At 64.0% G+C, this 26385-nt stretch carries 18 protein-coding genes; 8 read left to right on the top strand and 10 right to left on the bottom strand.

Annotation, left to right across the window (positions count from 1 at the left end; translation table 11 throughout):
- The 4 genes from AT395_RS24530 to AT395_RS24515 all read right to left on the bottom strand — a co-directional run bounded on the left by AT395_RS24530 (position 1) and on the right by AT395_RS24515 (position 4324).
- Complete coding sequence (locus AT395_RS24530) at positions 1-915, bottom strand: alpha/beta hydrolase (protein ID WP_197090686.1); 915 nt, start codon at positions 913-915, stop codon at positions 1-3.
- A 117-nt stretch (positions 916-1032) separates the two neighbouring features.
- Entirely contained in the window at positions 1033-2262 is a 1230-nt protein-coding gene (gene blaPNC / locus AT395_RS24525) for a PNC family class C beta-lactamase (protein WP_053086338.1), read from the bottom strand.
- Between the two features lie 299 nt (positions 2263-2561).
- The gene (locus tag AT395_RS24520; protein WP_162597706.1) at positions 2562-2930 is read right to left on the bottom strand and encodes a DUF3331 domain-containing protein; all 369 of its coding nucleotides are present in this window, start codon (positions 2928-2930) and stop codon (positions 2562-2564) included.
- Between the two features lie 101 nt (positions 2931-3031).
- Positions 3032-4324 carry an NAD(P)/FAD-dependent oxidoreductase gene (locus AT395_RS24515; protein WP_048628453.1) on the bottom strand — a complete coding sequence of 431 codons (1293 nt, stop codon included), beginning with the start codon at positions 4322-4324 and terminating at the stop codon, positions 3032-3034.
- 156 nt (positions 4325-4480) lie between these two features.
- Here AT395_RS24515 and AT395_RS24510 point away from each other — a divergent pair, with 156 nt between their 5' ends.
- From AT395_RS24510 to AT395_RS24500, 3 genes are all read left to right on the top strand, one after another.
- Positions 4481-5140, top strand: a complete 660-nt coding sequence (locus AT395_RS24510) for a TetR/AcrR family transcriptional regulator (protein WP_048628454.1) — start codon at positions 4481-4483, stop codon at positions 5138-5140.
- 87 nt (positions 5141-5227) lie between these two features.
- Complete coding sequence (locus tag AT395_RS24505; RefSeq protein WP_042113777.1) at positions 5228-5581, top strand: RidA family protein; 354 nt, start codon at positions 5228-5230, stop codon at positions 5579-5581.
- A 136-nt stretch (positions 5582-5717) separates the two neighbouring features.
- Positions 5718-6950, top strand: coding sequence for an NAD(P)/FAD-dependent oxidoreductase (locus AT395_RS24500; protein ID WP_048628455.1), 1233 nt, complete (start codon positions 5718-5720; stop codon positions 6948-6950).
- A gap of 22 nt (positions 6951-6972) precedes the next feature.
- Here AT395_RS24500 and AT395_RS24495 read toward each other — a convergent pair whose 3' ends face one another.
- From AT395_RS24495 to AT395_RS24480, 4 genes are all read right to left on the bottom strand, one after another.
- Positions 6973-8643, bottom strand: a complete 1671-nt coding sequence (locus AT395_RS24495; protein WP_053086340.1) for an SH3 domain-containing C40 family peptidase — start codon at positions 8641-8643, stop codon at positions 6973-6975.
- Positions 8644-8746: 103 nt separating this feature from the next.
- On the bottom strand, positions 8747-11245 hold the full coding sequence (locus AT395_RS24490; RefSeq protein WP_048628456.1) for a TonB-dependent siderophore receptor: 2499 nt from the start codon (positions 11243-11245) through the stop codon (positions 8747-8749).
- A gap of 114 nt (positions 11246-11359) precedes the next feature.
- Entirely contained in the window at positions 11360-12472 is a 1113-nt protein-coding gene (locus AT395_RS24485; protein ID WP_048628457.1) for a FecR domain-containing protein, read from the bottom strand.
- Positions 12469-13002, bottom strand: coding sequence for a sigma-70 family RNA polymerase sigma factor (locus AT395_RS24480; protein ID WP_048628486.1), 534 nt, complete (start codon positions 13000-13002; stop codon positions 12469-12471). Before AT395_RS24480 ends, AT395_RS24485 begins: the two co-directional genes overlap by 4 nt.
- A gap of 351 nt (positions 13003-13353) precedes the next feature.
- Between AT395_RS24480 and uvrA the strand changes: the two genes are divergently transcribed.
- Entirely contained in the window at positions 13354-19284 is a 5931-nt protein-coding gene (uvrA, locus tag AT395_RS24475; RefSeq protein WP_048628458.1) for an excinuclease ABC subunit UvrA, read from the top strand.
- Positions 19285-19635: 351 nt separating this feature from the next.
- A complete protein-coding gene (locus AT395_RS24470; RefSeq protein ID WP_072632911.1) occupies positions 19636-19938 on the top strand; it encodes a DUF4148 domain-containing protein in 303 nt (100 codons plus the stop codon).
- A gap of 456 nt (positions 19939-20394) precedes the next feature.
- Here AT395_RS24470 and AT395_RS24465 read toward each other — a convergent pair whose 3' ends face one another.
- Positions 20395-21369 carry a dienelactone hydrolase family protein gene (locus AT395_RS24465; RefSeq protein WP_082164727.1) on the bottom strand — a complete coding sequence of 325 codons (975 nt, stop codon included), beginning with the start codon at positions 21367-21369 and terminating at the stop codon, positions 20395-20397.
- 234 nt (positions 21370-21603) lie between these two features.
- On the opposite strand from AT395_RS24465, the gene AT395_RS24460 reads away from it, so the two are divergent.
- On the top strand, positions 21604-22938 hold the full coding sequence (locus AT395_RS24460) for an O-acetylhomoserine aminocarboxypropyltransferase/cysteine synthase family protein (protein ID WP_048628488.1): 1335 nt from the start codon (positions 21604-21606) through the stop codon (positions 22936-22938).
- A 159-nt stretch (positions 22939-23097) separates the two neighbouring features.
- A complete protein-coding gene (locus tag AT395_RS24455) occupies positions 23098-23949 on the top strand; it encodes an undecaprenyl-diphosphate phosphatase (RefSeq protein WP_042113782.1) in 852 nt (283 codons plus the stop codon).
- A gap of 119 nt (positions 23950-24068) precedes the next feature.
- Here AT395_RS24455 and AT395_RS24450 read toward each other — a convergent pair whose 3' ends face one another.
- Positions 24069-24932, bottom strand: a complete 864-nt coding sequence (locus AT395_RS24450) for a LysR substrate-binding domain-containing protein (protein ID WP_048628459.1) — start codon at positions 24930-24932, stop codon at positions 24069-24071.
- 149 nt (positions 24933-25081) lie between these two features.
- On the opposite strand from AT395_RS24450, the gene psrA reads away from it, so the two are divergent.
- Positions 25082-26179 carry an iron-containing alcohol dehydrogenase PsrA gene (gene psrA, locus AT395_RS24445; protein WP_048628460.1) on the top strand — a complete coding sequence of 366 codons (1098 nt, stop codon included), beginning with the start codon at positions 25082-25084 and terminating at the stop codon, positions 26177-26179.
- The last annotated feature ends 206 nt before the right edge of the window (positions 26180-26385 follow it).

The raw sequence follows: 26385 nt of genomic DNA, 5'->3' as shown, positions 1-26385 counted from the left end.
TTACGGTGCGCTCGAATTCTCGTCGATGAATCGGGCAATGGTCTCGACCACGCCCGGCGCGAGCGGCAACGAGGCGTCGCCATAGGTGCGGATATTCGCGTCGCGATCGTCGGTCGTCACCGTCTTCAGAACGTGATTGGTGTCGGGTAGCAGTGCGAGAGTGGCGGCGGGTTGCGCTTGTCTGAGCCGTTGCGCGTCTTCGGTACTGACTTGTAAATCGCGCTCGCCCTGCATGATCAGCACCGGCGCTTTCACTTGCGCGATCAGCGTGGCGGGGTTCTGCGCGAACAGACTCATGAGAAAGCCCTGCACCGCCGGGTTGAACAACGGGGCGAGCGGCACCGGCAGGGTGGACGGGTCCACACGATGCCCTTGCATGAGCGAGCGAATGGCGGCGTCGCCCGCGTCGGCAATGGCGGCGTTCGCCGGGTTGGCGTGAAGCTGTTCGCTCAGTACGTCGCCGAGCGCACGCCCTGGCGTCGAGATGAGAATCAGACCGCAAAGGGAATCGGGATGGCGTGCCGCCGTGGCGAGCGCGATCACCCCGCCTTCGCTGTGCCCCAATAGCCAGACGCAGCGCGCGCCTGTCTTCGAGCGAATCGTGTCGATCCAGGCTAGCGTGTCTTGCACGTAGTCGTCGACGGTGACGGCATTCGGGTCGGGCACGGCTTTGCCGCTTCCGAACATCCCTCGTTTGTCGATGCGTACGCTGCCGATGCGGCGTTGCGCAAGTCCGTCGGCGAGGCGCCGATAAGGCGCCGCCCTCACGCCGAGCGGATTGTTGCCATCTCGATCCGTGGGGCCCGAGCCGGGCACGATGAGTACCGTTGCACGGCTGTCGGCCGGGGCTTCGAAAGTGCCTGCGAGCGGCGCTTGCAAGCCCTTCGGACCCGGCGCCTGAATCTCCGTCGACATTGTTGCGGCCGCGACGGATGACGTCGCGACGGCGGTGGCAACACTCAGGGCGAGCGGTAGCGCGGACTTCCTCATTGGCGTAATGGCGAGGCCGACATCAGAACACTCCGGACGATATCACTCTCGTGACGCGCCGGTGGCGCGCGTGCCGCCGTCAAGTGTCGTCAGAATGTGATGCGCTGCGCGAATACGTTCGTCCATCGGGTAGTTCTTGTTCGCCAGCAACACGATGCCCATCTGTTTCGACGGCACGAAGGCAACGTAAGCACCGAAACCATTCGTCGATCCGGTCTTGTTGATCCAGACGACGGACGCCGGCGCCATGGGCGGCGAAAGTTCATGTGCGGGCGTTGGCTCGTACGCCATGTGGTTCGAGTTGCCTTCGAGTAATGCATCGACGCTGACGGGATACGGATACTGTTCCCAGATCAGGTCCTGCGTCATTGGCTTGTCGAAAAAGTAGCCGGTGTGCGTGGCGAGGATGGCCTGTTGCAGCGCGTTATCGCGTGCCGGTGTGCCGAGGTTTGCCTGCACGAATCGCAGCAAGTCGCTCGCGGTGGTCTTTACGCCGTAGGCTTCCTGCTCGAACACACCCGGTGAGACGCGAATCGGCTTGCCGTCCTTGCCGTATCCCCACGCGTAGTTTGCCTGTTGATCTTTCGGCACACGGATAAAGGTATGCGTCAGGTCCAGCGGCTTGAAGACATGTTCGGTGACGAGCGTGGAGAAGTCGCCGTGCATGGCGCGCGCTGTTATCCAGCCCAGTGCGCCGATACTCACATTGGAATAGGTGCGCACGGTGCCGGTGGGCTGCGCCGGTTTCCATGTCTTCAGGTACTGAAGCATCTGGTCGGTGTCGCGGATATCGTCCGGCGCCTGAAGCGGCATGCCACCGGTGGTGTGCGTGCCGAGATTTACGAGCGTCACGTCACCGAACGGCGTGCCGGCGAGTTCAGGCACGAAACGGCGGGTCTTGTCGTTGAGCGACAGTGCGCCAGTCGCTTGCGCGTAGGCGGCGAGCGTAGCGGTGAACGTTTTGCTGACGGAGCCGATTTCAAAGAGCGTGTCGGGCGTGACGGGCCGCTTGGCGGCTTTGTCCGCTACGCCATAGTCGAAGACGTAGGTGTGTCCGTCGAAGACGATGCCAACGGCCATGCCCGGCACGTTCTGCCGGGCCATGAGCGGCGTGATGGTGTTGTCGACGAGCAACTTGATTTCCGCCTGCCGCGGATCGGCGGTTGCGTCAGCATCGGGTCCGGCGGCGTAACTGCGTGCGTTGAACGCCATCCAGCCAATGGCAGTCGCCGCCGCAAGCGTGGCGCAAAGCGTGAGATAGGGTTTGGTCATCGATGGTCGTCTCCGTGTGAGGCGTAGGACGCGTCAAGGGCGGTTGCCCCCTCGGCGTTCCGGTGGATGCGGTAAGCCATCGCCGAAGCGTAAACCCAAAGCGCTGCGTGCCGGATACCGTTCGAGGTAACCGATGTAACACACGCAACGAAGCGTCGGATACCGGCGCCAAATCCGTTATACGTAACGCGACTTAACGTGTCGAGACAAAAAAGCCGCTCTCGGGGAGCGGCAACACGCTGAAATCAAACGGGGGGTCGGGGGGGTAACTTTTCAGCGCGGGGGGATTCGTCGTCGTCTTAGGCCGGTTCGAGTTCGCGGCTGTGGGCTTCGCGCATGATGCGGATGGCCTCGGCCGAGATCATGGCATCGGCATTCAGCGGGGGTACGTCACCGAACAGCGGACGGTAGACGAAGTCGCCAACGTCGATCGTCTCGCCCGTCAGCGCACAAACGCCCGGATGATGCGCCTTGCGGATGCGCCAGATCTGCGCACCGTAGTTGCCCCCCATCGCGTCGTTCCACGACACGGTGATGGTCAACTCGCTGGAGATCTCCAGCACCCGGACGATGGGCGCGCGTCGCGTGTAAGGGATCACCGGCTGGCACACGACGGGCTCGGCATCGAGCATCGCTACGGTGTGCTGCCAGACACCCTGAGTGTGCAAGGCGCTGCGTGACGTGCGCGGGGCACGGGCCGTCGGGGAGGTTCCCGGGGCGCGGCTGCTGCCGCTTCGGTTGGGGCAATTGGTTCGGTCGCTTCGCATGGTCAGGCCAGCCGGATGCGCGGCCCGCGAAGGCCGCCGAGTTTTTCCGCGCCAAGCATGACGGTCGCGCGGGCGAACCCGTGCAGTGCATGCTGATGACGTCGGTACAACATGGCGTGGCTCCACTGCGCAAACTGTCCGCGCACGATGCCACCTTTAAAGAAACCGAATCGGCCGAGCGTGCCGAACGCGTTGTAGTCAGACAGCGATACCAACGCGCCAGGATCGCGATAGGCGAACGGCGGAATGGCGCGGCCTTCAAGCCACGCACCAAGATGACGGCCAAGATGCGCCGCCTGTTGTGTCGCCACCTGAGCCGTGGGAGGCAACGCGCTCTCACCTGGCGCAGGGGTGAGCGATGCGCAGTCGCCGATCGCGAAAATCCGTTCGTCCTGCGCCGTTTGCATCGTATTGCGCACCACGATCTGATCGGCTTCGTTGGTCGTCAGACCGCCAATGTCCTTCAGGCAGTCGGGGGCTTTCACACCCGCCGCCCACACCAGCAGATCGCCGGGAATCAACTCGCCGTCGTCGCGATAGAAGCCGTCGCGATCCGCACACACGATGCGGGTGTCCGTCAGCACGCGAAACCCCAGACGCTCCAGCTGCGCCTGCGACGCCGCCGACACGTCCGGCGGAAATGCCCCCAGCAAACGCGGGCCGCTCTCGACCAGCGTGAGCTTAAGACGCTCGCAAATCTGCGGATCGCCGTAACCGGCGGCCAGCGCAAACGTGCGGCTCAGTTCGGCCGCCAACTCCACACCCGTGGTGCCGCCGCCCGCGATCACGACACGCAACGCGTCGTCGCTCACGGCGCTGCGTAACGCCTCGCAGTGCAACGCGGCATGAAACGCCTCGGCCTGCGGCTGACTGTCGATGAAATGACAGACATCGCGCACGCCGGGCAAACGGGCATCGTCGGCCTGCGAACCCAGCGCGAGCACCAGCGTGTCGTACGGCACACGGCGCTCGCCGAGTAGCGGCGTGCCGTCAGGCGTTTCCATCTCCCCGAGCACAATCTCCCGGCGTACCCGGTCCAGTCCGCACAGGCGCCCCGCCTGATACGCGAAGCCGTTGCTGCACGCATGGGCCAGATACGTCACCTGTGTGTGGGTGACATCGCGCGTGCCGGCTGCCACGGTATGCAGCATGGGCTTCCAAAGATGGGTGGGATGACTGTCGACAAGTGTCACGCGCGCAGCGCCGGCACGCCCGAGCGTACGGCCCAGACGCGTTGCCAGCTTCAGGCCGGCGATACCGCCACCGACAATCACGATTCGGTTTGCGCGAGACATTTGGGGGGAAATGTCAAATTCAACAAGTGATGAATAAGCGCATAATAGCGACCGTGGCCCCAGCGTGTCAAATAGCAATCGTCTGGGCAGGCAGGCGCGTTCGGGTCGGGTAGACTTGGCGCATTGCTGTCGCGAATTCGACCACCCCATCGTTCAATGACTCCAGACAAAGCTGTCTCGCAAGCCGCTCCGCCCCGAAAACGCACCCGTGGGCGCCCTACGTGCGATTGCACGCATGGTGCCGATGCGTTGCTACTCAACGCCCGGCGCATCTTCGCGCAACGAGGGTTCTATGCGAGCAGCGTGCGCCAGATCGCGGAGGCGTCGGGTGTCGACGCCGCGCTGATCTCGCACCACTTCGGCTCGAAAGAAGCGCTGTGGGTCGCCGTCGTCGACCAGATCGCCGCGCTCACGCGCACGCTCATCGAGCAGACCGATGCCCTGCAACACGCACCGCTGCCACCTGCCGAGCGTATTGAGCAGGCGGTGCGCGTATTCGTGGAAGTGGTATTCGAGAATCCGGATGTCGGCATGTTCTTCTCGACCGCCGCGACCGAAGAAGGCGAGCGGCTCGACATTCTCACGCAGCGGCTCGTGCGTCCCTATCGCGACGCAATGGTGCCGCTCGTGGCCGATTGGCTCGAAGCGCAGCAACGTCCCGTGGAGGACGCCGACGTGATGTTCTTCATGCTCACGTCCGCCATTAGCAAGACGGTGTCGTATCGCCACATGATGGGCCCGTTCCTGCCCCCCGAAGGCATGGCCGATCTCAAGCGCACCGTGCTCGATTGCGCCATGGCGCTCATTCGGCAGTGATCCGCCGATGAAGGGTGGCGTAAGCGTCGTATAAGATAGCGGCACCCGGGCCGACTCCCGGCCCGTTTCCTTTTACGGTGCCCCCCTATGTCGAACGAAATCAAGCGTCTGCATACCAACGCTCGCATGAGCCAGATCGTGATCGCCAACGGCGTGGTGTATCTGGCCGGTCAGGTGCCCGATACCGCCAACGTGTCGGTCACGCAGCAGACCACCGAGATCCTCACCCGTATCGATTCGTTGCTGGCGCAAGCCGGTGTCGACAAGTCGCGTCTGCTCACGGCCAACATCTGGTTGTCCGACGCCAAGCATTTCGCCGAATTCAACGCCGTGTGGGACGCCTGGGTGCCGGAAGGCCATGCACCGACGCGTGCCTGCGTGCAATCGCCGCTCATGCGCGCCGGTCTCGAAGTCGAAATCGCCGTGACCGCGCTGGCGTAATCGCGTCGCCGGTGCAGTTGATTGGGCTCGCCGTAATACGCATCGTCGGTATCGTCTTTGGGTCCGTATTGCACGCGAGCCTGCGCCGTCTTCCAGTGCGCCTCGCCCCCTCTTCTCCCTTTCTGACGCAACGCTTATGACGTTCGACGCGCTCGTGCTCGGTGCCGGTATCGTTGGTGTGTCTGTCGCCGTGCATTTGCAACGGCGCGGCATGTCGGTCGCACTCGTGGACCGCAAGTCGCCGGGCAACGAAACCTCGTTCGGCAACGCGGGACTGATTCAGCGCGAGGGCGTGTATCCGTACGCCTTTCCACGAGACATCGGCACGCTGCTGCGCTACGCGGGCAATCGCTCGCCGGACGTGCGTTATCACGTATCGGCGATGGCGACGATCGTGCCTTTCCTCGCGCGCTACTGGTACCACTCGGCCCCGAAGCGGCACGCGGAGATCGCGCGTCACTACAGCACGCTCATCGCGCATTGCGTGACGGAGCACCGCGAACTCATCGCGGCGTCCGGTGCGGGGGATCTGCTACGCGAGGGCGGTTGGGTCAAGGTCTTTCGTACCGCTGCGGCGATGAATGCCGCACAGCGCGATGCCGAGCGCTGGCGCGAGGAGTATGGCGTGCCGTTCGAGCGACTCGATGCGGCGCGTCTGCGCGAGGACGAACCTGCCCTCACCCGCGCGCTCGTGGGAGGATTGCGTTACACGGCGTCGGACTCCGTGAGCGACCCGGGGGCGCTGGTGGCGGCTTATGCCCGTTACTTCGAATCGCTGGGCGGGCAGGTGTTCAACGGCGACGCCACGACTTTGCAGCCGCAATGGTCGGTGCAGACGCAGGCGGGCCGTATCGACGCGCGCCGCGCGGTCGTGGCGCTCGGTCCGTGGGCGGATACGGTGACGGCGGCGCTGGGCTACCGTCTGCCACTCGCGGTCAAGCGCGGCTATCACATGCACTACCGCGCGCAAGAAGGCGCCCGGCTGAATCAACCGGTACTCGATGCCGAACACGGTTTCCTCATTACGCCGATGACGCGCGGTATCCGGCTCACCACCGGCGTGGAACTCGGGCTGCGCGACACGCCGCCTACGCCGGTGCAACTGGCCGCCGTGGAGCCGCTCGCACGCGAGACGTTTCCGCTCGGCGAGCGAGTCGATGCCGAGCCGTGGCTCGGGCGACGTCCCTGCACGCCGGACATGATGCCAATCATTGGTCCGGCCCCGCGTCATCGCGATCTGTGGTTTGCGTTCGGTCACGCGCATCACGGTCTGACGCTCGGCCCCATCACGGGCCGGCTCGTGGCCGAGATGATGACCGGCGAACCGCCGGTCGTCGATCCCGAGCCCTTCGGCGCGCTGCGATTCTGAATATCTGAAGTCTGCGACGCCCCTATTGGGGCATCTCCTCCGACGAATCGGTGCTCGGAGCACGCTCGGCGTCTGCATTTGCGTCGGGGCTTTCGTCGCCGATCACACTGATCTCGAACAACGGTTTGCCCGCGAGCGAACGGACTTCCGGATCTTCCGGATAAGTCTTCAGCAGCGGCAGGATCACCGAGCCGCCAATGACGTTGCGGCGGCTGTTGTCCGCCGGTGACAGCCCCCACACGTTCTGATACGTCATCGGCACGCTTGCCCCGTCGCGCTGGGCATTGCCCAGATACAACATGATGTGCCCGTTGATGTGAATCAGTGTCATCAGTGGACGGCCGCGTTCGGCCAGTGTGCGCAGTCGCGTATCGATATCGGCGGCGCGCAGATCGGTGCGTTTCCCTGCGCGCAACTGATCCGACGAATGACGCGGCAGCCAGACACCGAACGGCGCGAAAAGGCTGCGGGTCTCCGCCGAGCAGTCGTTGTAGAACAGCGTGTTGCCCCAACCGTAGGGCCGCCCGATTTGCTGTTTCATCACTTGTGCCATGTGGCGCGGCGTCAGCGTCCACGGCATCGGCACGATGGTCGAGGAGTCGAGCCCTGTGGTGCGGATCTGCGCACGCCGGTGAATGTCGGCAACGGGGAACATCGCAACTGGGCGCGCGTCGCGCGAGACCATTAGCGGCAGCACTGTGCCGATGGGGGCGAAGGTGCGATACACGGGCGCGGTATCCCCGAGATGCCCGATGTCACCCTGGCCGCCAGGCGGCGTATCGGTCAACGCAACGTCGGCGCGCACGATGGCGCCGAGACTGCGCTGTGCCGCGTTGCGCCAGGTTGCGACGAACCGCTCGTCGACCGACGCTACCGTGCGGGCATCCACCCAACCGATCAGATCGGGCGAATAGACGAGCAGCCACGCGCCGTCGGCGCTGCGCGCGAGCGTGTACACCGGTGTGCCGGGCCGCAGCGCCGAGTCTTGCAGCGCGTCGAACGGATACCCCTCGCCAGCCTGACGGAAATCGTAAAACGCCGGATCGGCGGTCGGTAGCTGGCGCACCAGCGCGTTGTCTACAGTGATGCCGCGACGGCGCGGATCGTATTGCCACCCTGCGTGATCGGCGTTGAGTTGCGCCAGCGCCATGTTGGCTTCGATGGCGCGATTCCACGCGGTCGTGTGCGGCTGGAAATTCTCGCCATAGGTCGTACGTACGCCGGGCGCGCCGTTATCGAAGCGTCTCACGCGACGGCCTTGCGAATCGGCGATCTGTTGTGCACCGGCGGCGTTGAGCAGCGATGCCGAGAGCCATGCACCGTTCCACGGCGACGGGTCGCGCGGCGCGGTGCCGAAGTAGCGCGCACGAAACGCCTCGAAGCGGCGGCTTTGTTCTTTCGCGGAGAGTAACGGCTGATCGTAGCCGGGAGCGTCAGGCCGAATCCAGTGATCGACGTCCTGATCGTAATGCTCGATGGGGAAGCGGCTGATGTTGTAGCGTATCGCCGTTGCAGCCGACGGCGGTGGCGCCGTGGGGCTTTGCGGTGCGCCCGCACAGGCAGCGAGCAACACGAGCGGCAGGAGCGAAGCGAAGAGGGCCGTGCGATGGCGCGCGCTGGCCGATGAGTGGCTCGTGGTAACGAGCGAGGTCGCGCGCGGCATCACGCTGCGCGCTGGAAGGTTTGCACCCATGTCGTGCGAAAGAGAGCCCGGATGCCGCCATGCTACTCCATCGATCCGGGCGCCATCCCGGGGCGTTCGCCGCACGCGAACGCCCCGGGTCCGCCAGTGCGCTTTACCAGCGCGCCGTCACGCTGCCGAGCACTGTACGGCCGGTGCCGTAGTAGCACTGCACGGTGGTGTTGCAGCCCGCAACGTAGGTACGGTCGAACAGGTTGGTCGCGTTGAGTTGCAGACGCCAGCGCCAGCCGATGTCGGCGTGCAGCGATGCGTCGACGAGCGTGACACCGGGCACCGAGAACGAGTTGGCCGTGTCGCCCGCCGTCTGGCCCAGATAGCGCACGCCTGCGCCTGCGCCGAGCTTTACGTCGCCGACATTGCCGAAGTTGTAGTCGGCCCAGAACGACGCCATGTTGCGCGGCACGCCATACGGGCGCTTCCCCAGATCGGCGTTATTGCTGCGCGTGACTTCGACGTCCTGATACGTGTAGCTCGCCACCACGTTGAGCTTGTTGGTCAGGCTCACGCGCGCTTCGAGCTCCGCGCCGCGCGAGCGCACTTCGCCCGTCTGGAGCGTGTTGCGCGTGTTGGCCGGGTCGGCGGTCGAGACATTCTGTTGTGTCAGGTTGAACAGCGACGCGGTGAAGATCGCGTTGGTGTTCACCGGCTGGTACTTGAGCCCGATTTCGTATTGCTGGCCCGTCGTGGGCTTGAGCGGATCGCCCGCGAGGTTGGTCGAGAGCGTGGGCAGGAACGACGTCGAATAGCTGAAGTACGGCGACAGCCCGATGGCCGACTCGTACAGCAGACCCGCACGCCAGGTGAACTTGTTCGGCGTTTGCTTTACCGAGGTCTTGTTCATGTTGTTGTCGGTTGTCGACCACGTGAAGTCTTCGCGTCCCCCCAGTGTGAGATACCAGCGGTCCCAGCGCATCTGATCCTGCAAATACAGGCCGAGTTGCGTTTGCGTCTGGTCGGTGCTGGTCGTTGGGTTGGCGGGCAGCACGCCCTTCACGCCGTAGACCGGTGCGTAGAGATCGAGCGACGGCGCGGTGCCCGTCCACACGCGATTCAGAAAGCGCTGCGTCTGGAAGTCGACGCCACCGACCACCTTGTGCGCAACGGGGCCGGTCCTGGTGTCGTACTGCACGTTGTTATCGAGCTGCCAGCCGTTCAGAATCGGCGCGGCCTGATAGGCGGTGCGCTGCAACGTGCGCTGATCGGCCAGCAGCGCCGTGCCGTAGATCGACTTGTAGTCGAGATCCATGTGCGTGAAGCGCGCGGTGGAACGCCATTGCAGGGTGTCGCTCAGACGATGCTCGAAGCGGTAGCCCGTGGCGACCTGCGTTTTGCGATAGCGGTCGAATGCCGGGTCGCCGGTGAGCAGGTCGCGATCGATGCGGCCCCAACGCGAGGGGGTCACCATGCCCAGCGCCGGGCCGTAGCTGACCGACGAGCCCATGCTGTCCTGCATGTAGTTGACGAACCAGGTGAAGCTCGTTTGCGCATTCGGACGCCAGGTGATCGACGGCTGGAGCATGATCCGGTCGTCACTCACGTTATCGGTCTGCGAATTCGAGAGGCGCCCCAGACCCGTGATGCGGTACAGCAGGGTGCCGTCTTCGTTGGCAGGCCCTGTCATGTCGACACGCAACTGGCGCCGATCGAAGGTGCCGTAGTCGACGCCGATTTCGCGATACGGCTCGGCGCTGGGTGCTTTGCTTACCAGATTGACGAGACCGCCGAGGTTGCCCGCGCCATAGAGGATCGAACTCGGGCCACGCAGCACTTCCACGCGTTCCAACGTGTACGGATCGACACGAATGGCGGCATAGCTGCCTGGACGGTTGGCGATCTGTGGCACGCGCAGGCCGTCCCAATAGACGTCGGCGTTGAAGCCGCGAATGTAGAACCAGTCGGCGCGCGTGTCGCTGCCGTACGGGTCGGCGTTGACGCCGGCGGCGTACTTGAGCGCGTCGGTCACGGTTTGCACCGCCTGATCGTTCATCTGATCGCGCGGGATCACACTGATCGATTGCGAAGTCGTCATGATCGACGTGTCGGACTTGGTGGCCGTGTCGCTGCGTTGCGCGACGTAACCCACGACCGGCCCGCGCGCGATGTCGCGCTCGGCGCGGGCGTTCACGTTGGTCTGCGGCAGGGCGATGGCGTCACCGGCGGCCGCCTTCGGGCCGGGCGCGACGATGTAACCGCCGTTGGGTTGGCCGGACGCTTGCAGGCCGGTGCCCTCGATCAGGATCGCCAGCGCGAGCGACGGCGTGTACGTGCCCGAGACGCCGGCGGTGCGTTTATCGGCGATCTGGGCGGCGTCGTAGGAAATCATCAGGCCGGTCTGCTGGGCGAAGGCGACGAGGCCCTGTTGCAGCGATCCGGCCGGAATGTGCAGCGCTTGCGCGGCGCGCGCGGCCGTGGCAGGGGCGGCGTTGCCGGTGGCGGAAGACTGGGCGTGGGCGCTCAGCGCGGCGAAGGCGCTCAGGGCGAACAGTGTGCTGGCGGCCAACGTGACGGCCCGGCGAGTGCTGGCGGTTTCGGCGCGCACGTGCGTGCGCGCACGTGCGGCACGCGCTGGCGTGTGGCTGACGTGAGAAAACATGACGGCGGATTCCTTTCTGTGAGGCATCGAAACATCGAAATGGGCATTCCTGTCTATGCCCCGCGAGATTCGAAAACCCCTCATCCGACGTCAAAATTCTCTTCTGCGATGCGCTCAGGTGTGCGGGCGGTCGCCGCCTACGGCCTGATACGTTCGCGTGTGCCCTGATGCATCGTTCGTACTGCTGGTGTGGCTTTTATCTGCGCCGGGCTGCACGCGCACGAACCAGCGCGTGTAGCGCTGCACGTCGACCGGCAGCGCGCGAGAGAGCATGTCGAGTACGCGGTCGGTGTCGTCGATGGGATAGATCCCCGACACAGGCAGGCCGGCGATTTCGGGCGCACACCCGAGATGCCCCCGGCGGTAGCGGCCGAGTTCGGCAAGGAAGTCGCCGAGCGGCATGGCGTGCACGACAAGCATGCCTTGCGTCCACGCAGCGGCGGCATTGGCGGCGCCAGCGTCGGCGAAGCGCGAGCGCAACGCGGTGGCATCGAAAGTCGCGCCCTGTCCTGCCGTGAGCACGATGGCGGCGTTCGGTGCCTTTGCGGGCGCGATGCGCACGGCGCCTTCGAGCACCGTGACCGAAGCGCTGTCGTCGTGACGGCGCACGGTGAAGCGGGTGCCGAGCGCCTGAAGACTGCCTTGCGGGGTGTCGACGAAGAACGGGCGATGGCCGTGATCGGCATCGGCGCCGGTCGTGATGGCAATCTCGCCGCGCACCAGCCGCAGGCGGCGGGTGTTCTGCGAGAGACTGACGTCGACGGCGGAGTCGGTATTCAGTGCGAGCGTGGTGCCGTCTGCCAACTGAATCGTTCGACGCTCGCCGACGCCCGTACTGACGTCGGCTCGCCAGGCGCGCACGGCGTTGGAGTCGCTGGCAGACCACACGGCGCCGGCTACGCCGGCAAACGCAATGAGGCTGAGCACGCGTCGCCTGCCCGGATTCGTCTGCGCTTGCACGAGCGTACGGTGCGCGACGAGGGGCGGCAGCGTTCGCAAATGGTCGCCGAAGTCGACCAGACGCTGCCACGCGAGCGCGTGCCGGGCGTCGGCGTCATACCAGCGCTGCCATGCGGCCACGGTGGTGGCGCGAACGTTGGCGTCGGTGTCGCCTGCCTTGCTCGCTTGCAGGCGCACGAACCACTCGGTCGCGGCGAGCGTGACCGATTCCGGTAGCGTTGGCGAGGGGCCGCCCGTGGTGTGCGCAGGAAGCATGTCGGTACTCATGCGGCGGGATTCCCGAAACAACAGGCGTGCAGCGCCTTGACGATGTGACGCTGCACGGTGGCGATGGAAAGGCCGACGGCCTCGGCGATATCGCGCTGCGCAATGCCGTCGAGTTGCGACATCAGGAAGACGCGCCGGACAACGGGCGGCAAGCCGTCGAGGCGCCGGTCGATGTCGATGAGTGTCTGGAGCAGGATTGCGCGCGTTTCCGGATCGGGCGCGACGGCCTCGGGTTGTGCCGCGAGGGCATCGAGATACGCCGCTTCGATCTTGCGACGGCGATGCAGATTGGCGACCAATCCTTGCGCCACGACGGTGAGAAACGCCCGGGGCTCGCGCGGACAGACGAGGGTGTCCTTGCTGAGCAGCCGCACGAAGGTGTCGTGCGCGAGATCGGCAGCGTCGCCATGATTGCCGAGCTTCCGTTGTAACCAGTTGCGCAGCCAGCCGTGGTGATCGTGATAGAGCGTAGCCACGCCGGACGCGTCGGCGCGTGCGTCGTTTTTGCGTCCCCCGGTGTCGTCACGCATCATGGTTCTGGCTCGGCTGCGTAAACCACGCAACCTTCGCTGATCTAGCAGGTTTTGAGGTTAATGATAATCATTCGCATCATATCATGTGCGTATCGGGCGGTGACGAACAGGAAACAAATCGGGGCGCGGGGGGCGCGTTCGCATTAGGAACACCGGCAATGGGGGGAATCGACAATGCTGTACAAACATACAGTACAATCGCTGCATGCCGAGCGAAGCGCGAATGCTGCCAGCGACTGTCGTACCGGCCTGATAGAGTAGTTCCCCCGAGGCGCGCTTGCGCGCTGTCAGACGTCACGCTGTTTATCTTCACGCTGTTCATTGTCAATCAAGCGGCCCTGATACCAAGTGGACAAGTCATCCCCGAAATCCGACCCGTCGGCCAGCCACGCCATTCGCATTCGCGGCGCTCGCCAGCACAATCTCAAGAACCTCGACGTCGATCTGCAGACCGGCGAGATGACGGTCGTGACCGGTCCATCCGGTTCCGGCAAGTCGAGCCTCGTCTTCGACACGCTGTTTGCCGAGGGCCAGCGGCGCTACGTCGAAACCTTCAGTGCGTACGCCCGCCAGTTCCTCGACCGCATGGATCGTCCGCAGGTCGATCATGTGGAAGGGGTGCCGCCGGCCATCGCCATCGATCAGACGAACCCGGTGCGCAGCTCGCGCTCGACGGTCGGCACGATGACCGAACTCAACGATCACCTCAAACTGCTGTTCGCCCGCGCGGCGGCGCTGTTTGATCGCGAGACGGCGCAACCGGTGCGTCACGACACGCCCGAGACCATCTACGCCGACCTGATGGCCCGCACTGCCAACGGCGATCCGCGTCTGGTCGTCACCTTCCCGGTCGAACTGCCGGGCAGCGTGACGGCGGATGAGGTCGAGCAATGGCTCTCGGCATCCGGCTATACGCGCGTGCAGGCCGAACGTGAAGTCACAACGGCGGAAGGCTCGCGCAAGGTGCTCGATGTCGTCGCCGACCGGTTCCGCTTGCAGAACACCGAGAAAGTGCGCGCGATGGAAGCCATCGAGTCGTCGCTCAAGCGCGGCCGCGGCCGCGTGAACGTCTACGTGCTGGCCGACGAAGGCGAGCCCGACATCTGGCGCTACTCGCAGGATCTGCACTGTCCCGACAGCGATCTGCATTACGCCGACCCGCAACCGGCGCTCTTCTCGTTCAACTCCGCCTATGGCGCATGCGAAGCCTGTCGCGGTTTCGGCCGGGTGATCGGTGTCGATCTCGGTCTGGTGATTCCCGACGAGCGCAAGACGTTGCGCGGTGGTGCGGTCAAGACCATTCAGACGCCTGCGTGGAAAGAGATTCAGGACGACCTGCTCGAGTACGCCGGCAAAGCCGGTATTCCGCGCGACACCCCCTGGTCGAAACTCTCGCCCGAGCATCGCGAGTGGGTCATCGAAGGCGATGCCGACTGGAAAGGCGAGTGGAACAAGCAGTGGTACGGCATTCGCCGCTTCTTCGGCTATCTGGAGTCGAAGGCGTACAAGATGCACATTCGCGTGCTGCTCTCGAAGTACCGCAGCTACACCACGTGCGAGACGTGTGGCGGCGCTCGCCTGAAGACTGAGGGCTTGCTGTGGCGTCTGGGCTCGAAAGAGAACGCCGACGCCGTGCTGCCACCTGCCCAGCGCTTCATGCCGCGCGGCGTGTCGTGGTCGCGCGAGCAACTCGAAGCATTGCCGGGCCTCACCATGCACGACCTGATGCTCATGCCGATTTCGCGTGTGCGTCAGTTCTTCGATTCGCTCACCCTGCCCTCAAGCCTGCTCGACGACGCCCTCAAACTGTTGCAGGAAGAAGTCGGCACGCGTCTGAAGTATCTGTGCGATGTCGGCATCGGCTATCTCACGCTCGATCGCCAGAGCCGCACGCTCTCGGGTGGCGAAGTACAACGTATCAATCTGACGACGGCGCTTGGCACGTCGCTCGTCAACACGCTCTTCGTGCTCGACGAGCCGAGTATCGGCCTGCATCCGCGCGACATGGACCGGATCGTTGCCGCAATGCATCGTCTGCGCGATGCCGGCAATACGCTCGTCGTGGTCGAGCATGACCCGGCGGTCATGCTTGCCGCCGATCGGGTTATCGACATGGGGCCCGGGCCGGGCGAGCGCGGCGGGCAGATTGTTTTTGACGGCACGCCCGAGGAAGTGCGTCATGCCGACACGCTGACCGGCAGTTACCTGGGCGGGCGCAAGCATGTGGCGAACGCCTCGAACTGGCGCGCACGCCCGGTCGAGGCCGACACGCCGCGTCTGACGCTGAGCGGTGTTCGCGAGCACAACCTCAAGCATGTCAACGTCGAGATTCCGCTCGGCCGGCTCGTGTGTGTGACCGGTGTGTCCGGCTCCGGCAAATCGACGCTGGTGCAGGACGTGCTGAATCCGGCATTGGCGCGTCACTTTGGCGACCCGACCGAAGCGCCGGGCGCACACGATGAACTTCTCGGCGCCGAACAACTGTCGGGCGTGGTGTTCGTCGATCAGTCGCCCATCGGCAAGACGGCGCGCTCGAATCCGGCGAGCTATGTCGGCGCGTTCGACGAGATTCGCAAGCTGTTCGCTGCCGAGCCGGTGGCGCTGCAACGCGGCTACACCGCGAGCACCTTCAGCTTCAATTCCGGCAATGGACGTTGCCCGACCTGCGGCGGTTCGGGCTTCGAACACGTTGAAATGCAGTTCCTGAGCGATGTGTATCTGCGTTGCCCGGATTGCGACGGCAAGCGCTATCGCGCCGAAGTGCTCGATGTGAAGATTCAGCGCGCCGTGCCGGGTGAGGCGATGCGCGAATTGAGCGTGTCTGATGTGCTCGAGCTGACGGTCAACGAGGCTGTCAAACTGTTCTCGTCGGATCGCGACGTGCTGCGTGTCCTTCAGCCAATCGTGGATGTGGGTCTGGAGTATGTGAAGCTGGGGCAGCCGGTGCCGACGCTCTCGGGCGGCGAGGCCCAGCGCCTGAAGCTGGCGGGTTTCCTCGCGGAAGCCGCGCAGAAGAAGACCGCGAGCGGACAGAAGGTCGCGCATCGCGGCCGTCTCTTCATTTTCGACGAGCCGACGACCGGGCTGCACTTCGACGACATTGCCAAGCTCATGCGCGCGTTCGGCAAGTTGCTCGACGGCGGTAATTCGCTGCTCGTTATCGAACACAACCTCGATGTGGTGCGCGCTGCGGACTGGATCATCGACCTCGGCCCGGAAGGCGGCGAAGGGGGCGGCGAAGTGCTGTGTGCGGGCACGCTTGCGCAGGTGGTCGCGTGTGAAGGGTCGCATACCGGTCGCGCCCTGGCCGAATACGAACGCACGGTGGTCGCGCCGGGGCAGGCCGTGGCGGTGGCCAAATCCGCAGGCGATCCGGGCATGCCGTTGCAAACCGCGCTACGCGCTGCACGCGCGCACCGCAAGCCGGCAGGGGGCGACGACATTCGTATCATCAATGCCCGCGAGCACAATCTGAAGTCGCTCGACGTGGCGATTCCGCGCGGTAAGTTCAGCGTGATTACCGGCGTTTCGGGGTCGGGCAAGTCGACGCTCGCGTTCGACATTCTCTTCAATGAAGGGCAGCGTCGCTATCTCGAATCGCTCAATGCCTATGCGCGATCCATCGTGCAGCCCGCAGGGCGCCCGGAAGTCGATGCCGTGTACGGTATTCCGCCGACCGTCGCCATCGAACAGCGCCTGTCGCGCGGCGGGCGCAAGAGTACCGTTGCAACCACCACAGAGGTCTGGCACTTCCTGCGTCTGCTGTACGTCAAGCTTGGCATTCAGCACTGTATCCATGACGGCGCGCCTGTCACGGCGCAGAGTCCGGATTCGATCGTCGCGCAATTGATGCGCGACCGTCGCGGCCAGCATGTGGGGTTGCTCGCCCCGCTGGTGGTGGGCCGCAAGGGGATCTATACCGATCTGGCGAAGTGGGCCAAGGCACGCGGACATTCGCATTTGCGTGTGGATGGCGTGTTCCTGTCGGTCGACCCTTGGCCGAAGCTCGACCGATTCCGCGAACACACCATCGAACTGCCGGTGGGCGATGTGGTGATCACACCCGAGAACGAAGGGCTGCTGCGCACGTTGCTGGCGGCGGCGCTCGAATTGGGCAAGGGCGTCATGCATTTGCTTGCGCCGCTCGACGGGCTTGGCGACACGATGGCCAACGAACAGCCGGGCGAAGGCGTGGGCGAGATCGAGGTGTTCTCGGTCAAGCGTGCGTGCCCGGTGTGCGGCACGAGTTATCCCGATCTCGATCCTCGCATGTTCTCGTTCAACAGCAAGCATGGCTGGTGTTCGACGTGCGTGGGTACAGGTCTTGCGCTCACGCGTGAACAGCGCGAAGCCTTCGACGACACCGTACTCAATCAGGACAATCGGGGGCGCGAGCATTCGCTGCCGTCGGAAGAGCAGGAGCCGGAAGGCGTGGGCGATCAGCCGTGTCCGGACTGTCACGGCGCGCGCCTCAATACGGTCGCTCGCGCTGTGACGTTCGACGAACACGCGATCTCCGACGTCGCCCAGTGGACCGTGAGCGACGTGCGCGAATGGATTCAGCGACTCGAACTTCGCGGCCGCGACGCAAGCATTGCGCGCGATCTGATCAGCGAGATTCAGGGGAGGCTGGAATTTCTGGAGGAAGTCGGGCTCGGCTACCTCACGCTGGACCGCGCAGCGCCGACGCTCTCTGGGGGCGAGTCGCAGCGCATTCGTCTGGCGGCGCAACTGGGCAGCAACCTGCAAGGCGTTTGCTATGTGCTGGACGAGCCGACCATCGGTTTGCACCCGCGCGATAACGGCATTCTGCTCGGCGCGTTGCGAAAGCTGGGCGATCAGGGCAACACGCTGGTCGTGGTCGAACACGACGAGGACACGATTCGCCGTGCGGACCACATCATCGATATCGGCCCGGGCGCAGGCAAGCGCGGCGGTACGCTCGTGGCTCAGGGTAGCGTGGCCGATCTGGCGGCGCATCCCGAGTCGCTTACCGGCAAGTTCCTGGCGCATCCGTTGCTGCATCCGATTCAACCGCGCCGCGAGGTGATCGCACCCGCCAAGGGTGTCGAGGCAGTACCGCCGAACTGGCTGACGGTGCATGGGGCGACGCTGCATAACCTGAAGCATGTGACGGCGTCGTTGCCGTTATCGCGGCTCACTGCGATTACCGGTGTTTCGGGGTCGGGCAAATCGACGCTCGCACGCGATGTGCTGATGACGAATCTGCTCGATGCGGTGGGACGCTCGGTGTTGTCGTCACCGGCCGAGCGCCGTGCCCGCAAAGGCACGGTGCGTCACGCCGTGAAGGCAGACGGCAAGCCGCGTGCGACCTCGGAGGCCGCCGCAGAGCCGCGCCGTCCGGTGGTTCACGCGTGGCACGGCTGCGAGTCGGTGACCGGCTGGGAGACGATCGATCGTGTGCTCGAAGTCGATCAGACGCCCATCGGCAAAACACCGCGCTCGTGTCCAGCCACGTACATCGGCTTCTGGGACACGATTCGGCGTTTGTTTGCCGATACGCTGGAAGCCCGAGCGCGGGGTTACGCGGCGTCGCGCTTCTCGTTCAATACGGGCGAGGGGCGTTGTCCCGCGTGCGAAGGGCAAGGCGTGCGCACCATCGGCATGAGTTTCCTTGCCGACGTGAAGGTGCTTTGCGATGTCTGTCACGGTCAGCGCTTCAACGCCGAGACGTTGGCTGTCACCTGGCGCGGCAAGAGCATCGGCGACGTGCTGACGATGGAAGTGGACGAAGCCGTCGAGTTCTTTGCGTCTATGCCAAGCATCGCGCATCCGTTGCAACTGATGCAGGACGTTGGGCTCGGCTACCTCACGCTGGGTCAGCCATCGCCGACGCTGTCGGGTGGCGAAGCGCAGCGTATCAAGCTGGTGACGGAGTTGACCAAGGTGCGTGACGACGTCACGCGTCGCGGGCAGAAATCGCCGCACACCCTTTACGTGCTTGACGAACCGACCGTCGGTCTTCACATGGCTGACGTGGCGCGACTTATCAATGTCTTGCACCGGTTGGTGAATGGCGGGCATACCGTCGTGGTCATCGAGCACAACCTCGACGTGATTGCCGAAGCCGACTGGATCGTCGACATGGGGCCGGAAGGCGGCAAGAACGGTGGGGCCGTGGTGGCGGCAACCTCACCCGATGCGCTGACCGAGGTCGCCGCAAGTCATACCGGTATTGCGCTCAAACCGGTGCTCGCGCACTCCGCGGCCTTGACGGCATCGACAGCGACGTCGGAGGAAGCTGCCACGGCGAAGTAGCCGGACGCCTCCCCGGTCGATCCACCCCTCGGCTCGCGCAACACGGGCCATCTGCGGGACGCCTGATGGCGTCCCGTTTTCCTTTGGCGGGAAGGCATTTTGTATACGGCGCCGTATATTTTTCTCTCGTCCCTCTATGCACCCTCCCATAGCACAGCGCCTGCAAAGTTCCCAATTGAAGTGTGTGCACACTTTCATTTTGTGTGGCGGCAATTTTTCGCTCTTATTATTTCAAAAAAAGAAATTCAAAATAGACAACTATCGACTTTATTGCGATTGATGGTGGCAATAGACTGCAACTGTCGACGATGAATTGAACATCGCCGGCTCAAACAGACAGGAGAAAACACCATGAAACGCACTCTTATTACCTCTGCCCTGGTTTCCGCCATGTTGGCTGTGTCTGCCGGCTCGGCTTTTGCCAGCGACGCTTTCGACGGTCCGTCGGAATTTTCGTGGGTCCCCCAAACCAGCGTGCTGACACGCGTACAGGTCCGCGAAGACCTCGCGCAAGCCCAGCAAGCCGGTCTGCTGCAACAACACGATTCGGTCTATCCGAAGGCGGTTGGCAAGGTCGGCGGCGCAACTGCCGTTGTCACCTCGGGTTCGGTCGATAGCATTGCGCAGGCCGGCAGCACGTACTTCGGTAGCTAAATCCCGCGACTTGTCGCTGCACTTGCTGTACCCCCGTGAGCCAGCGCCGCTAGGGCGTATCGCGACTCCGGGTAGCAGTCTCCGATGACAAATCGGCCGCAATTTTTAGCGGCCGATTTTGTTTTGTGCGTCGATTTCGTTCGCGCAACGACTGTGGACAAGTCTGTCGATAACCCTGTGTGCAAGCTGTGATACCCCTGTGGGCAAGCCTGTGGACGACAAGGGGATAGCCGGTGGATAGTCAGGGGAAAAGTCGTCTAACGCTTTGGGATAACCAGTGGATATCCCTTGCGTAACCCGGGGACAAGTCAGTGGATTTCCTGTGGAGATCCATGGTTTTTCTGTGATCAAGCTGTGGATTTCCGGTGGGTAAGTTTCGTCGTATCCGGCGGAAACGACCGCCAGGCGGACATCTCTGCGCGAAGCCGCCGAAACCTTACCTGATTGCGCAGCGAATTACTTCCCGAATGCCTTCGCAAGAAATGCCGTCACGCGCGCAATGGCATCGTCTCGTGCTTCCGGCTGGGTGCCCGTGATCGGCACGACGTGGGTGCGCGGATTGGTGAATTCCGGTCGGCTGCGCACGGGCAGATTCGGATAGTCGAAGTCGTGTACGGCACCCGGGTATAGGTGGAAAGTGATCGGTGCGCCATGTGCCGTTGCCTCTTGCACGAAGGCGTCGCAAGGGGCGGGCTTCGACCAGACGTCGTCGGCGCCGGTGAGCAGCAGCAACGGAATGTGCGTCGACCAGTCGGGACCCTGCGCCTTCGCGTTGCACCAGCCGGGATAGAACGCAATGGCCGCGACAAAGTCCGGCGCCGGTTTGGCATCCCGCACTCGTCCGGGACTCGCCGGGCCGATGGAGAACAAAACCGTACCGCCACCGTGCGACCAGCCCATCAACGCAATACGATCCGGCTGGATGCCAGGCAAGCTTTGCAAGTAGCGCAACGCCCCGTAGGCATCACGGGGTCGCTCCACCGACGGCCGCACCGGCCCGCCCCGGGCACACTCGCTGGGCTGCGCGCGCGAGGTGAAGCTGTCCACGGCCAGCACCGCGTACCCCTGTGCGTTGAGCCGATGTGCCCAGTCGAGTTCGCGGCTGTCGATCTTGCCTTTGCGCGTGAACATACCGTTGCAGCCATGCATGAACACGACTGCGGGTGTGGGGCCCGTGGCATTGGACGCGCGGAACAGGTAGGCGTCGATCATCACCGGCGCGCCGCGGCTGTCCGTGTCCAGCGACGGGAGGCTCACTTTCTCCTGTGCGAACGCGTTGCCGAGCCATCCGAACGACAGGCAGACGAGCGCGACGGCTAGTGACGACGTCGCGCGTCGTGCAAAACGATGGGGGAAATCGTGAGAGAGGCGGTCTGATACGCGACCCGAAAGATTCGTAAGTTCCGTAAGACCTCTGAAGCTGACGGTCATGGCAATGCGTCTCCCGTAAGTCGCCGCGACATGTGCGAACGAGTATAGCCAGCCGGACATACACCCGATAGCGCCCGTGTTGCGCGTCATATTACGAATGGTTGCGCGCCGCGTGTCGCTAAGCATCTTCCCATCGGAGATAAGTCCGAATCCGGCCACCGATTAGAATGCCATTGGATACCTAACAAAATCGCTTCGCCAATGAAATGGCATGTTTATCCGGAGACATTCGACATGACCGACAACGCAGCCAAGACCGACAAAACCCAAGCCTCGCCGCAAGCCCCTCGGTGGCGTCTCGAGACGCTCGCCGTGCATGGTGGCTATCGCCCTGACCCGACCACGCGCGCCGTGGCCGTGCCGATCTACCAGACGGTGGCCTACGCCTTCGACGATACGCAGCACGGCGCCGATCTTTTCGACCTCAAGGTGCCGGGCAACATCTACACGCGCATCATGAACCCCACGCAGGACGTGCTTGAACAGCGCGTTGCGGCGCTCGAAGGCGGTGTGGCAGCGCTGGCGTTGGCGTCCGGGCAGGCGGCCGTCACTTACGCCATTCAGACGATTGCCGAGGCGGGCGACAACATTGTGGCCGCGAGCACGTTGTACGGCGGCACCTACAACCTCCTGGCACACACGCTGCCGCTCTCGGGCATTACCACGCGCTTTGCCGATCCGCGCGAGCCGGAATCCTTCGAGCCGCTCATCGATGCGAACACCAAGGCGATCTTCGCCGAGTCGGTCGGCAATCCGCTGGGCAACATCACCGATATCGCGAAGCTGGCAGAGATCGCGCACCGTCACGGTATTCCGCTCATCATCGACAACACGGTGCCGTCGCCCTATCTGCTGCGTCCCTTCGAGCACGGCGCAGATATCGTCGTGCATTCGCTCACAAAGTATCTGGGCGGTCACGGCACGAGTCTGGGGGGCGCCATCGTCGACTCCGGAAAATTCCCGTGGGCCGATCACAAGGTGCGATTCAAACGCCTGAACGAGCCGGATGTGAGTTATCACGGCGTGGTGTACACCGAGGCATTCGGACCGGCGGCGTATATCGGACGCGCCCGCGTGGTACCGCTGCGTAATACCGGCGCCGCCATCTCGCCCTTCAATGCGTTCCAGATCCTGCAAGGCATCGAAACGCTGGCCCTGCGTCTTGACCGCATTACCGAGAACGCGCTGAAGGTCGCGCAGTTCCTGAAGACGCATCCGAAGGTGGAATGGGTGAACTACGCGGGGCTGCCCGAGCATCCGGACCATGCCCTCGTGGAACGCTACCTGTCCGGACGCGGCCCGGGCATTCTGACCTTCGGTGTCAAAGGTGGACGACCGGCGGGCGCCGCGTTTCAGGACGCGCTGCAACTCTTCACGCGCCTCGTCAACATCGGCGACGCCAAGTCGCTCGCTACGCACCCGGCATCGACCACGCACCGTCAGCTCTCGCCGGACGAACTGCGCAAGGCCGGGGTGAGCGAAGAGACAGTGCGTTTGTCGATCGGCATCGAGCATATCGACGATCTGCTGGCGGATCTCGATCAGGCGCTGGGCCGTCTGGCGGCCTGATCCGCCTGCGGATCCAAGACCTCATTTCCTGCCAACTCTGACGAGGTATCATTCGCGGCAGCCGGTTGAGGGCAGGCAACCGGTGCCGGCGTCATGTGACTGTCACGAAAATGTCACGATCCCGGCGTACTGTCCTTGCCCATTTCACAAGGATTACGCATGGATTATCTGCAAGTGCTCGTGCTCGCCATTGTGCAGGGCGTGGCCGAGTTGCTCCCCGTGTCGAGTTCGGCACACGTCATCATGGCCGAGAAGCTCATGGGGCTCGACCCGTCGGCACCCGAGATGACGCTGTTGCTGGTCATGCTCCACACCGGCACGATGCTCGCCGTCATCGTTTATTTCTGGAAGTCGTGGCGCGAACGTTATTTCTCGTCGAAGTACGACTTCATTCACAACGCCAAGCAGGTGATTATCGCAACGGCCTTCACTGGCGTGATCGGGCTGGCGCTGATGTTCTTCATCGAGAAGGTGTTGATGCGAGGGACTCAGCATTCCGAGATCGAGCATCTGTTCGGCAACATGTACATCATTTCGGCCGGTCTCGCGATGGCGGGGATTCTGATTCTGATCTCCGGCATGCGGCGTGCGCCGATGGGCGACCGGCCGATGCGCGGTGCAGACTCCGCCTGGATCGGCGCGGTACAGGGTGTCTGCCTGCCCTTCCGTGGGTTTTCGCGCTCGGGCTCGACCATCTCGACCGGCATGCTGCGCGGGCTCGATAAGGTGCGTGTCGAGGAATTCAGCTTCGCGCTGGCTGTAGTGCTGACGCCGCCGGTGATCGTCAAAGAGGCTTACCGTCTGTACAAGTCGGGTGGCGCACAAACCTTCTCGGGCCACTACATGACGGTGCTCACGCCGAGTCTCGTGGGGATGGTGTTCAGCTTCCTCGCCGGTCTGGTGGCCCTGCGCTGGCTGTCGCGCTGGCTCGAACATGGCCGCTGGTATCTGTTCGGCATCTACTGTCTTGTGGCCTCGGCCGTCGTGCTGGCGGCAAGCCAATATCTGTAACGGACACCGCGGATAAGGCGGTGTAGGCAACTAAGGCGAAACACGCGGATCGTGCGTCAGCGTCGAGGGCAGCCCGTCGGGCGCTGCCCTCGCATTGCCTCTGCGTTGGGCCTCAGGCATCACACCAACCCCGCCACCACCTCCAGAAACGCCGCAATCGCGCGCGACTCGCGCCGTTCCGCCAGACACACCACGACGGTCGTTGTCTCCACGCGCGCATCGCTGATCGACACCGTGGCCAGCCGTTCGTCGGGGGTGTGCTCACGTGCCGACACTGCGGCAATTCCCAGTCCCAGCATCACCGCCTCGCGAATGGCTTCGCGGCTGCCGATCTCCATGGCGACCGTCGGCGTGACGCCGGCAGCCTGCAACGCGACTTCGAAGGCGTGACGCGTGGTCGATCCCGGCTCGCGCATGAGCATCGGTACGTTGGCCAACTCGGCGAGCTTCACGCTGTGCCGCCGCGCCAACGGATGCGCGCGCGGTACCAGCAGCACGACCGGATGCGTGCGATAAGGCACGACATGCAGCCGTGCGTCGTCGTAGTAGCGCGCGAGCACCGCCACGTCGGTGCGATACGCCAGCAGACTCTCGATCATCTCTTCCGAATTGCCCGGACGCATCGAAATGCGCATGCCGGGGTAGCGCGGCTGGAAGGCGGCCACGATCTCCATGACGTGATGGGGGCCAACAGCCCCCAGACGCAACTCTCCTGTGCGTAACCCGCCATGCTCCTTGAGCAGACCCAGCGCTTCGGCCTCGTCGGCGAAGATGCGCAGACTCACGGCGTATAGCGCCTTGCCCGTCGGGGTGAGCGTCAGCCCGCGCCCGTGCCGGTAGAACAGTTCTACGCCGTAGGTCTCTTCCAACGCACGAATTTGCGTGGTCATCGTGGGTTGACTCACATGCAGCGCTTGTGCGGCGCGCGTCACGCTGCCGTGGCGCGCTACCGCGTGGAACGAACGCAATTGAGTAATCCGCATCGATGACGCTCCGGTGACGAGATATAGGTTTTATCAATACATCGAACAAAAAATGTGAATTGGAAGTATAGGACGGCGCTCACCATAATCCAGCTCAATCTTCGTCAACCGATCGCAACGCCTGCGGGCGCGGCGGCACTCTCCTCACCATGACTGCACGTTCACGTTTCCACAACCCGGTCGACGTTCACTTCGGCGCCGGCGCTCTCGCCCACTTGCCAGAGCGGGTCGGCAATCGCCGCGCGGTGCTGGTCACCATGCCCGAAGCCCGCGCGCTGGGCATGACCGGGCAGATCGAAGCGCTGCTCGGACATCGCCTCGCCGGAGTGATCGATCAGGTCAGTCCGAATCCGGACGTGCGCGAACTCGCACCGATGTACGGAGACTTCTGGCGACGCTACGGGCAATGCGAAGTGATCGTGGCGTTGGGCGGCGGCAGCGCGCTCGACACGGCCAAGCTGCTGATGGTGGCGGGTGACGACGACCGCTTCGCCACGCTTGTCGACGCGCTCGATGCCGGCGTGACCTTCCGGCCTGCGCGTACGAAGCGCCTGATTACCGTGCCCACGACGGCGGGGACCGGCAGCGAAGTCACGCCGTGGGCCACGCTGTGGGATCGCCACGTGAAGCGCAAGAAATACTCGCTGCATCTGCCCGAAACGTGGCCGGAGGCGGCCATCGTCGATCCGCGCCTGACGCGCTCTCTGCCGCGTGCCGTCACGTTGCAAAGCGGTCTGGACGCCCTCTCGCATGCGCTGGAAGCGATCTGGAACGTGAACGCCAATCCGATCTCCGACACCTTCGCCGTGAGCGCGGCGCGCGACATGATGCGCGTGCTGCCAAGGCTCATGGCGTCGCTCGACGACGAGGATCTACGGGCTCAGGCGGCGCTCGCTGCGTTGCAGGCGGGCATGGCGTTCTCGAACACGAAGACCGCGCTGGCCCATTCGATTTCTTACGACATGACGATTCGTCACGGCTTGCCGCACGGCATTGCGTGTTCGTTCACATTGCCGGAGGTGATGCGGCTGGCCATTGGCCGCCGTGCCGATCGCGATGCGGTGCTGGCGCGGGTGTTCGACGGCGATATTGCGAATGCGCCGGACAAGCTCACCGTGTTTCTCAACGGCTTGGGCGTGGCCACCGAATTCGCGGCGTATGGCGTGACCGAGCCCGAATCCAATGCCATGATCGCCGCCGCGCTCGAGGGTCCGAGAGGGCGCAACTTCATTGGCGCGGTGGTCTGACCGACAGGCCGCCGCCGTGATCGCGTGCGTTTGCGCGCATGCGTGTTTTCGCGTGTTACCCGCGGTCCCCGCAGCACCCATTATCAAAAACAGCCGCGTGACGAACCGATGTCCGCGTGGCATCGAGACATCCAGGAGACAAACGCCCGGCGCATCAACAGAAGGCGCAGTGGAACAGGTTCTCACCGGTGTGGGCGGCAACGCTG

It is taken from the genome of Pandoraea apista, assembly GCF_001465595.2.
GTDB lineage: Bacteria > Pseudomonadota > Gammaproteobacteria > Burkholderiales > Burkholderiaceae > Pandoraea > Pandoraea apista.
The sequence above is the reverse complement of the archived record's forward strand: the minus strand, read 5'-3'. Positions and strand labels throughout refer to the sequence as shown.

Bases quoted from the DNA above. Each gene is read 5' to 3' on its own strand.
- AT395_RS24530 (WP_197090686.1), bottom strand. From the start codon at position 915: ATGTCGACGGAGATTCAGGCGCCGGGTCCGAAGGGCTTGCAAGCGCCG.
- blaPNC (WP_053086338.1), bottom strand. From the start codon at position 2,262: ATGACCAAACCCTATCTCACGCTTTGCGCCACGCTTGCGGCGGCGACT.
- AT395_RS24515 (WP_048628453.1), bottom strand. From the start codon at position 4,324: ATGTCTCGCGCAAACCGAATCGTGATTGTCGGTGGCGGTATCGCCGGC.
- AT395_RS24510 (WP_048628454.1), top strand. From the start codon at position 4,481: ATGACTCCAGACAAAGCTGTCTCGCAAGCCGCTCCGCCCCGAAAACGC.
- AT395_RS24505 (WP_042113777.1), top strand. From the start codon at position 5,228: ATGTCGAACGAAATCAAGCGTCTGCATACCAACGCTCGCATGAGCCAG.
- AT395_RS24500 (WP_048628455.1), top strand. From the start codon at position 5,718: ATGACGTTCGACGCGCTCGTGCTCGGTGCCGGTATCGTTGGTGTGTCT.
- AT395_RS24495 (WP_053086340.1), bottom strand. From the start codon at position 8,643: ATGGGTGCAAACCTTCCAGCGCGCAGCGTGATGCCGCGCGCGACCTCG.
- AT395_RS24490 (WP_048628456.1), bottom strand. From the start codon at position 11,245: ATGTTTTCTCACGTCAGCCACACGCCAGCGCGTGCCGCACGTGCGCGC.
- AT395_RS24485 (WP_048628457.1), bottom strand. From the start codon at position 12,472: ATGAGTACCGACATGCTTCCTGCGCACACCACGGGCGGCCCCTCGCCA.
- AT395_RS24480 (WP_048628486.1), bottom strand. From the start codon at position 13,002: ATGCGTGACGACACCGGGGGACGCAAAAACGACGCACGCGCCGACGCG.
- AT395_RS24470 (WP_072632911.1), top strand. From the start codon at position 19,636: ATGAAACGCACTCTTATTACCTCTGCCCTGGTTTCCGCCATGTTGGCT.
- AT395_RS24465 (WP_082164727.1), bottom strand. From the start codon at position 21,369: ATGACCGTCAGCTTCAGAGGTCTTACGGAACTTACGAATCTTTCGGGT.
- AT395_RS24460 (WP_048628488.1), top strand. From the start codon at position 21,604: ATGACCGACAACGCAGCCAAGACCGACAAAACCCAAGCCTCGCCGCAA.
- AT395_RS24455 (WP_042113782.1), top strand. From the start codon at position 23,098: ATGGATTATCTGCAAGTGCTCGTGCTCGCCATTGTGCAGGGCGTGGCC.
- AT395_RS24450 (WP_048628459.1), bottom strand. From the start codon at position 24,932: ATGCGGATTACTCAATTGCGTTCGTTCCACGCGGTAGCGCGCCACGGC.
- psrA (WP_048628460.1), top strand. From the start codon at position 25,082: ATGACTGCACGTTCACGTTTCCACAACCCGGTCGACGTTCACTTCGGC.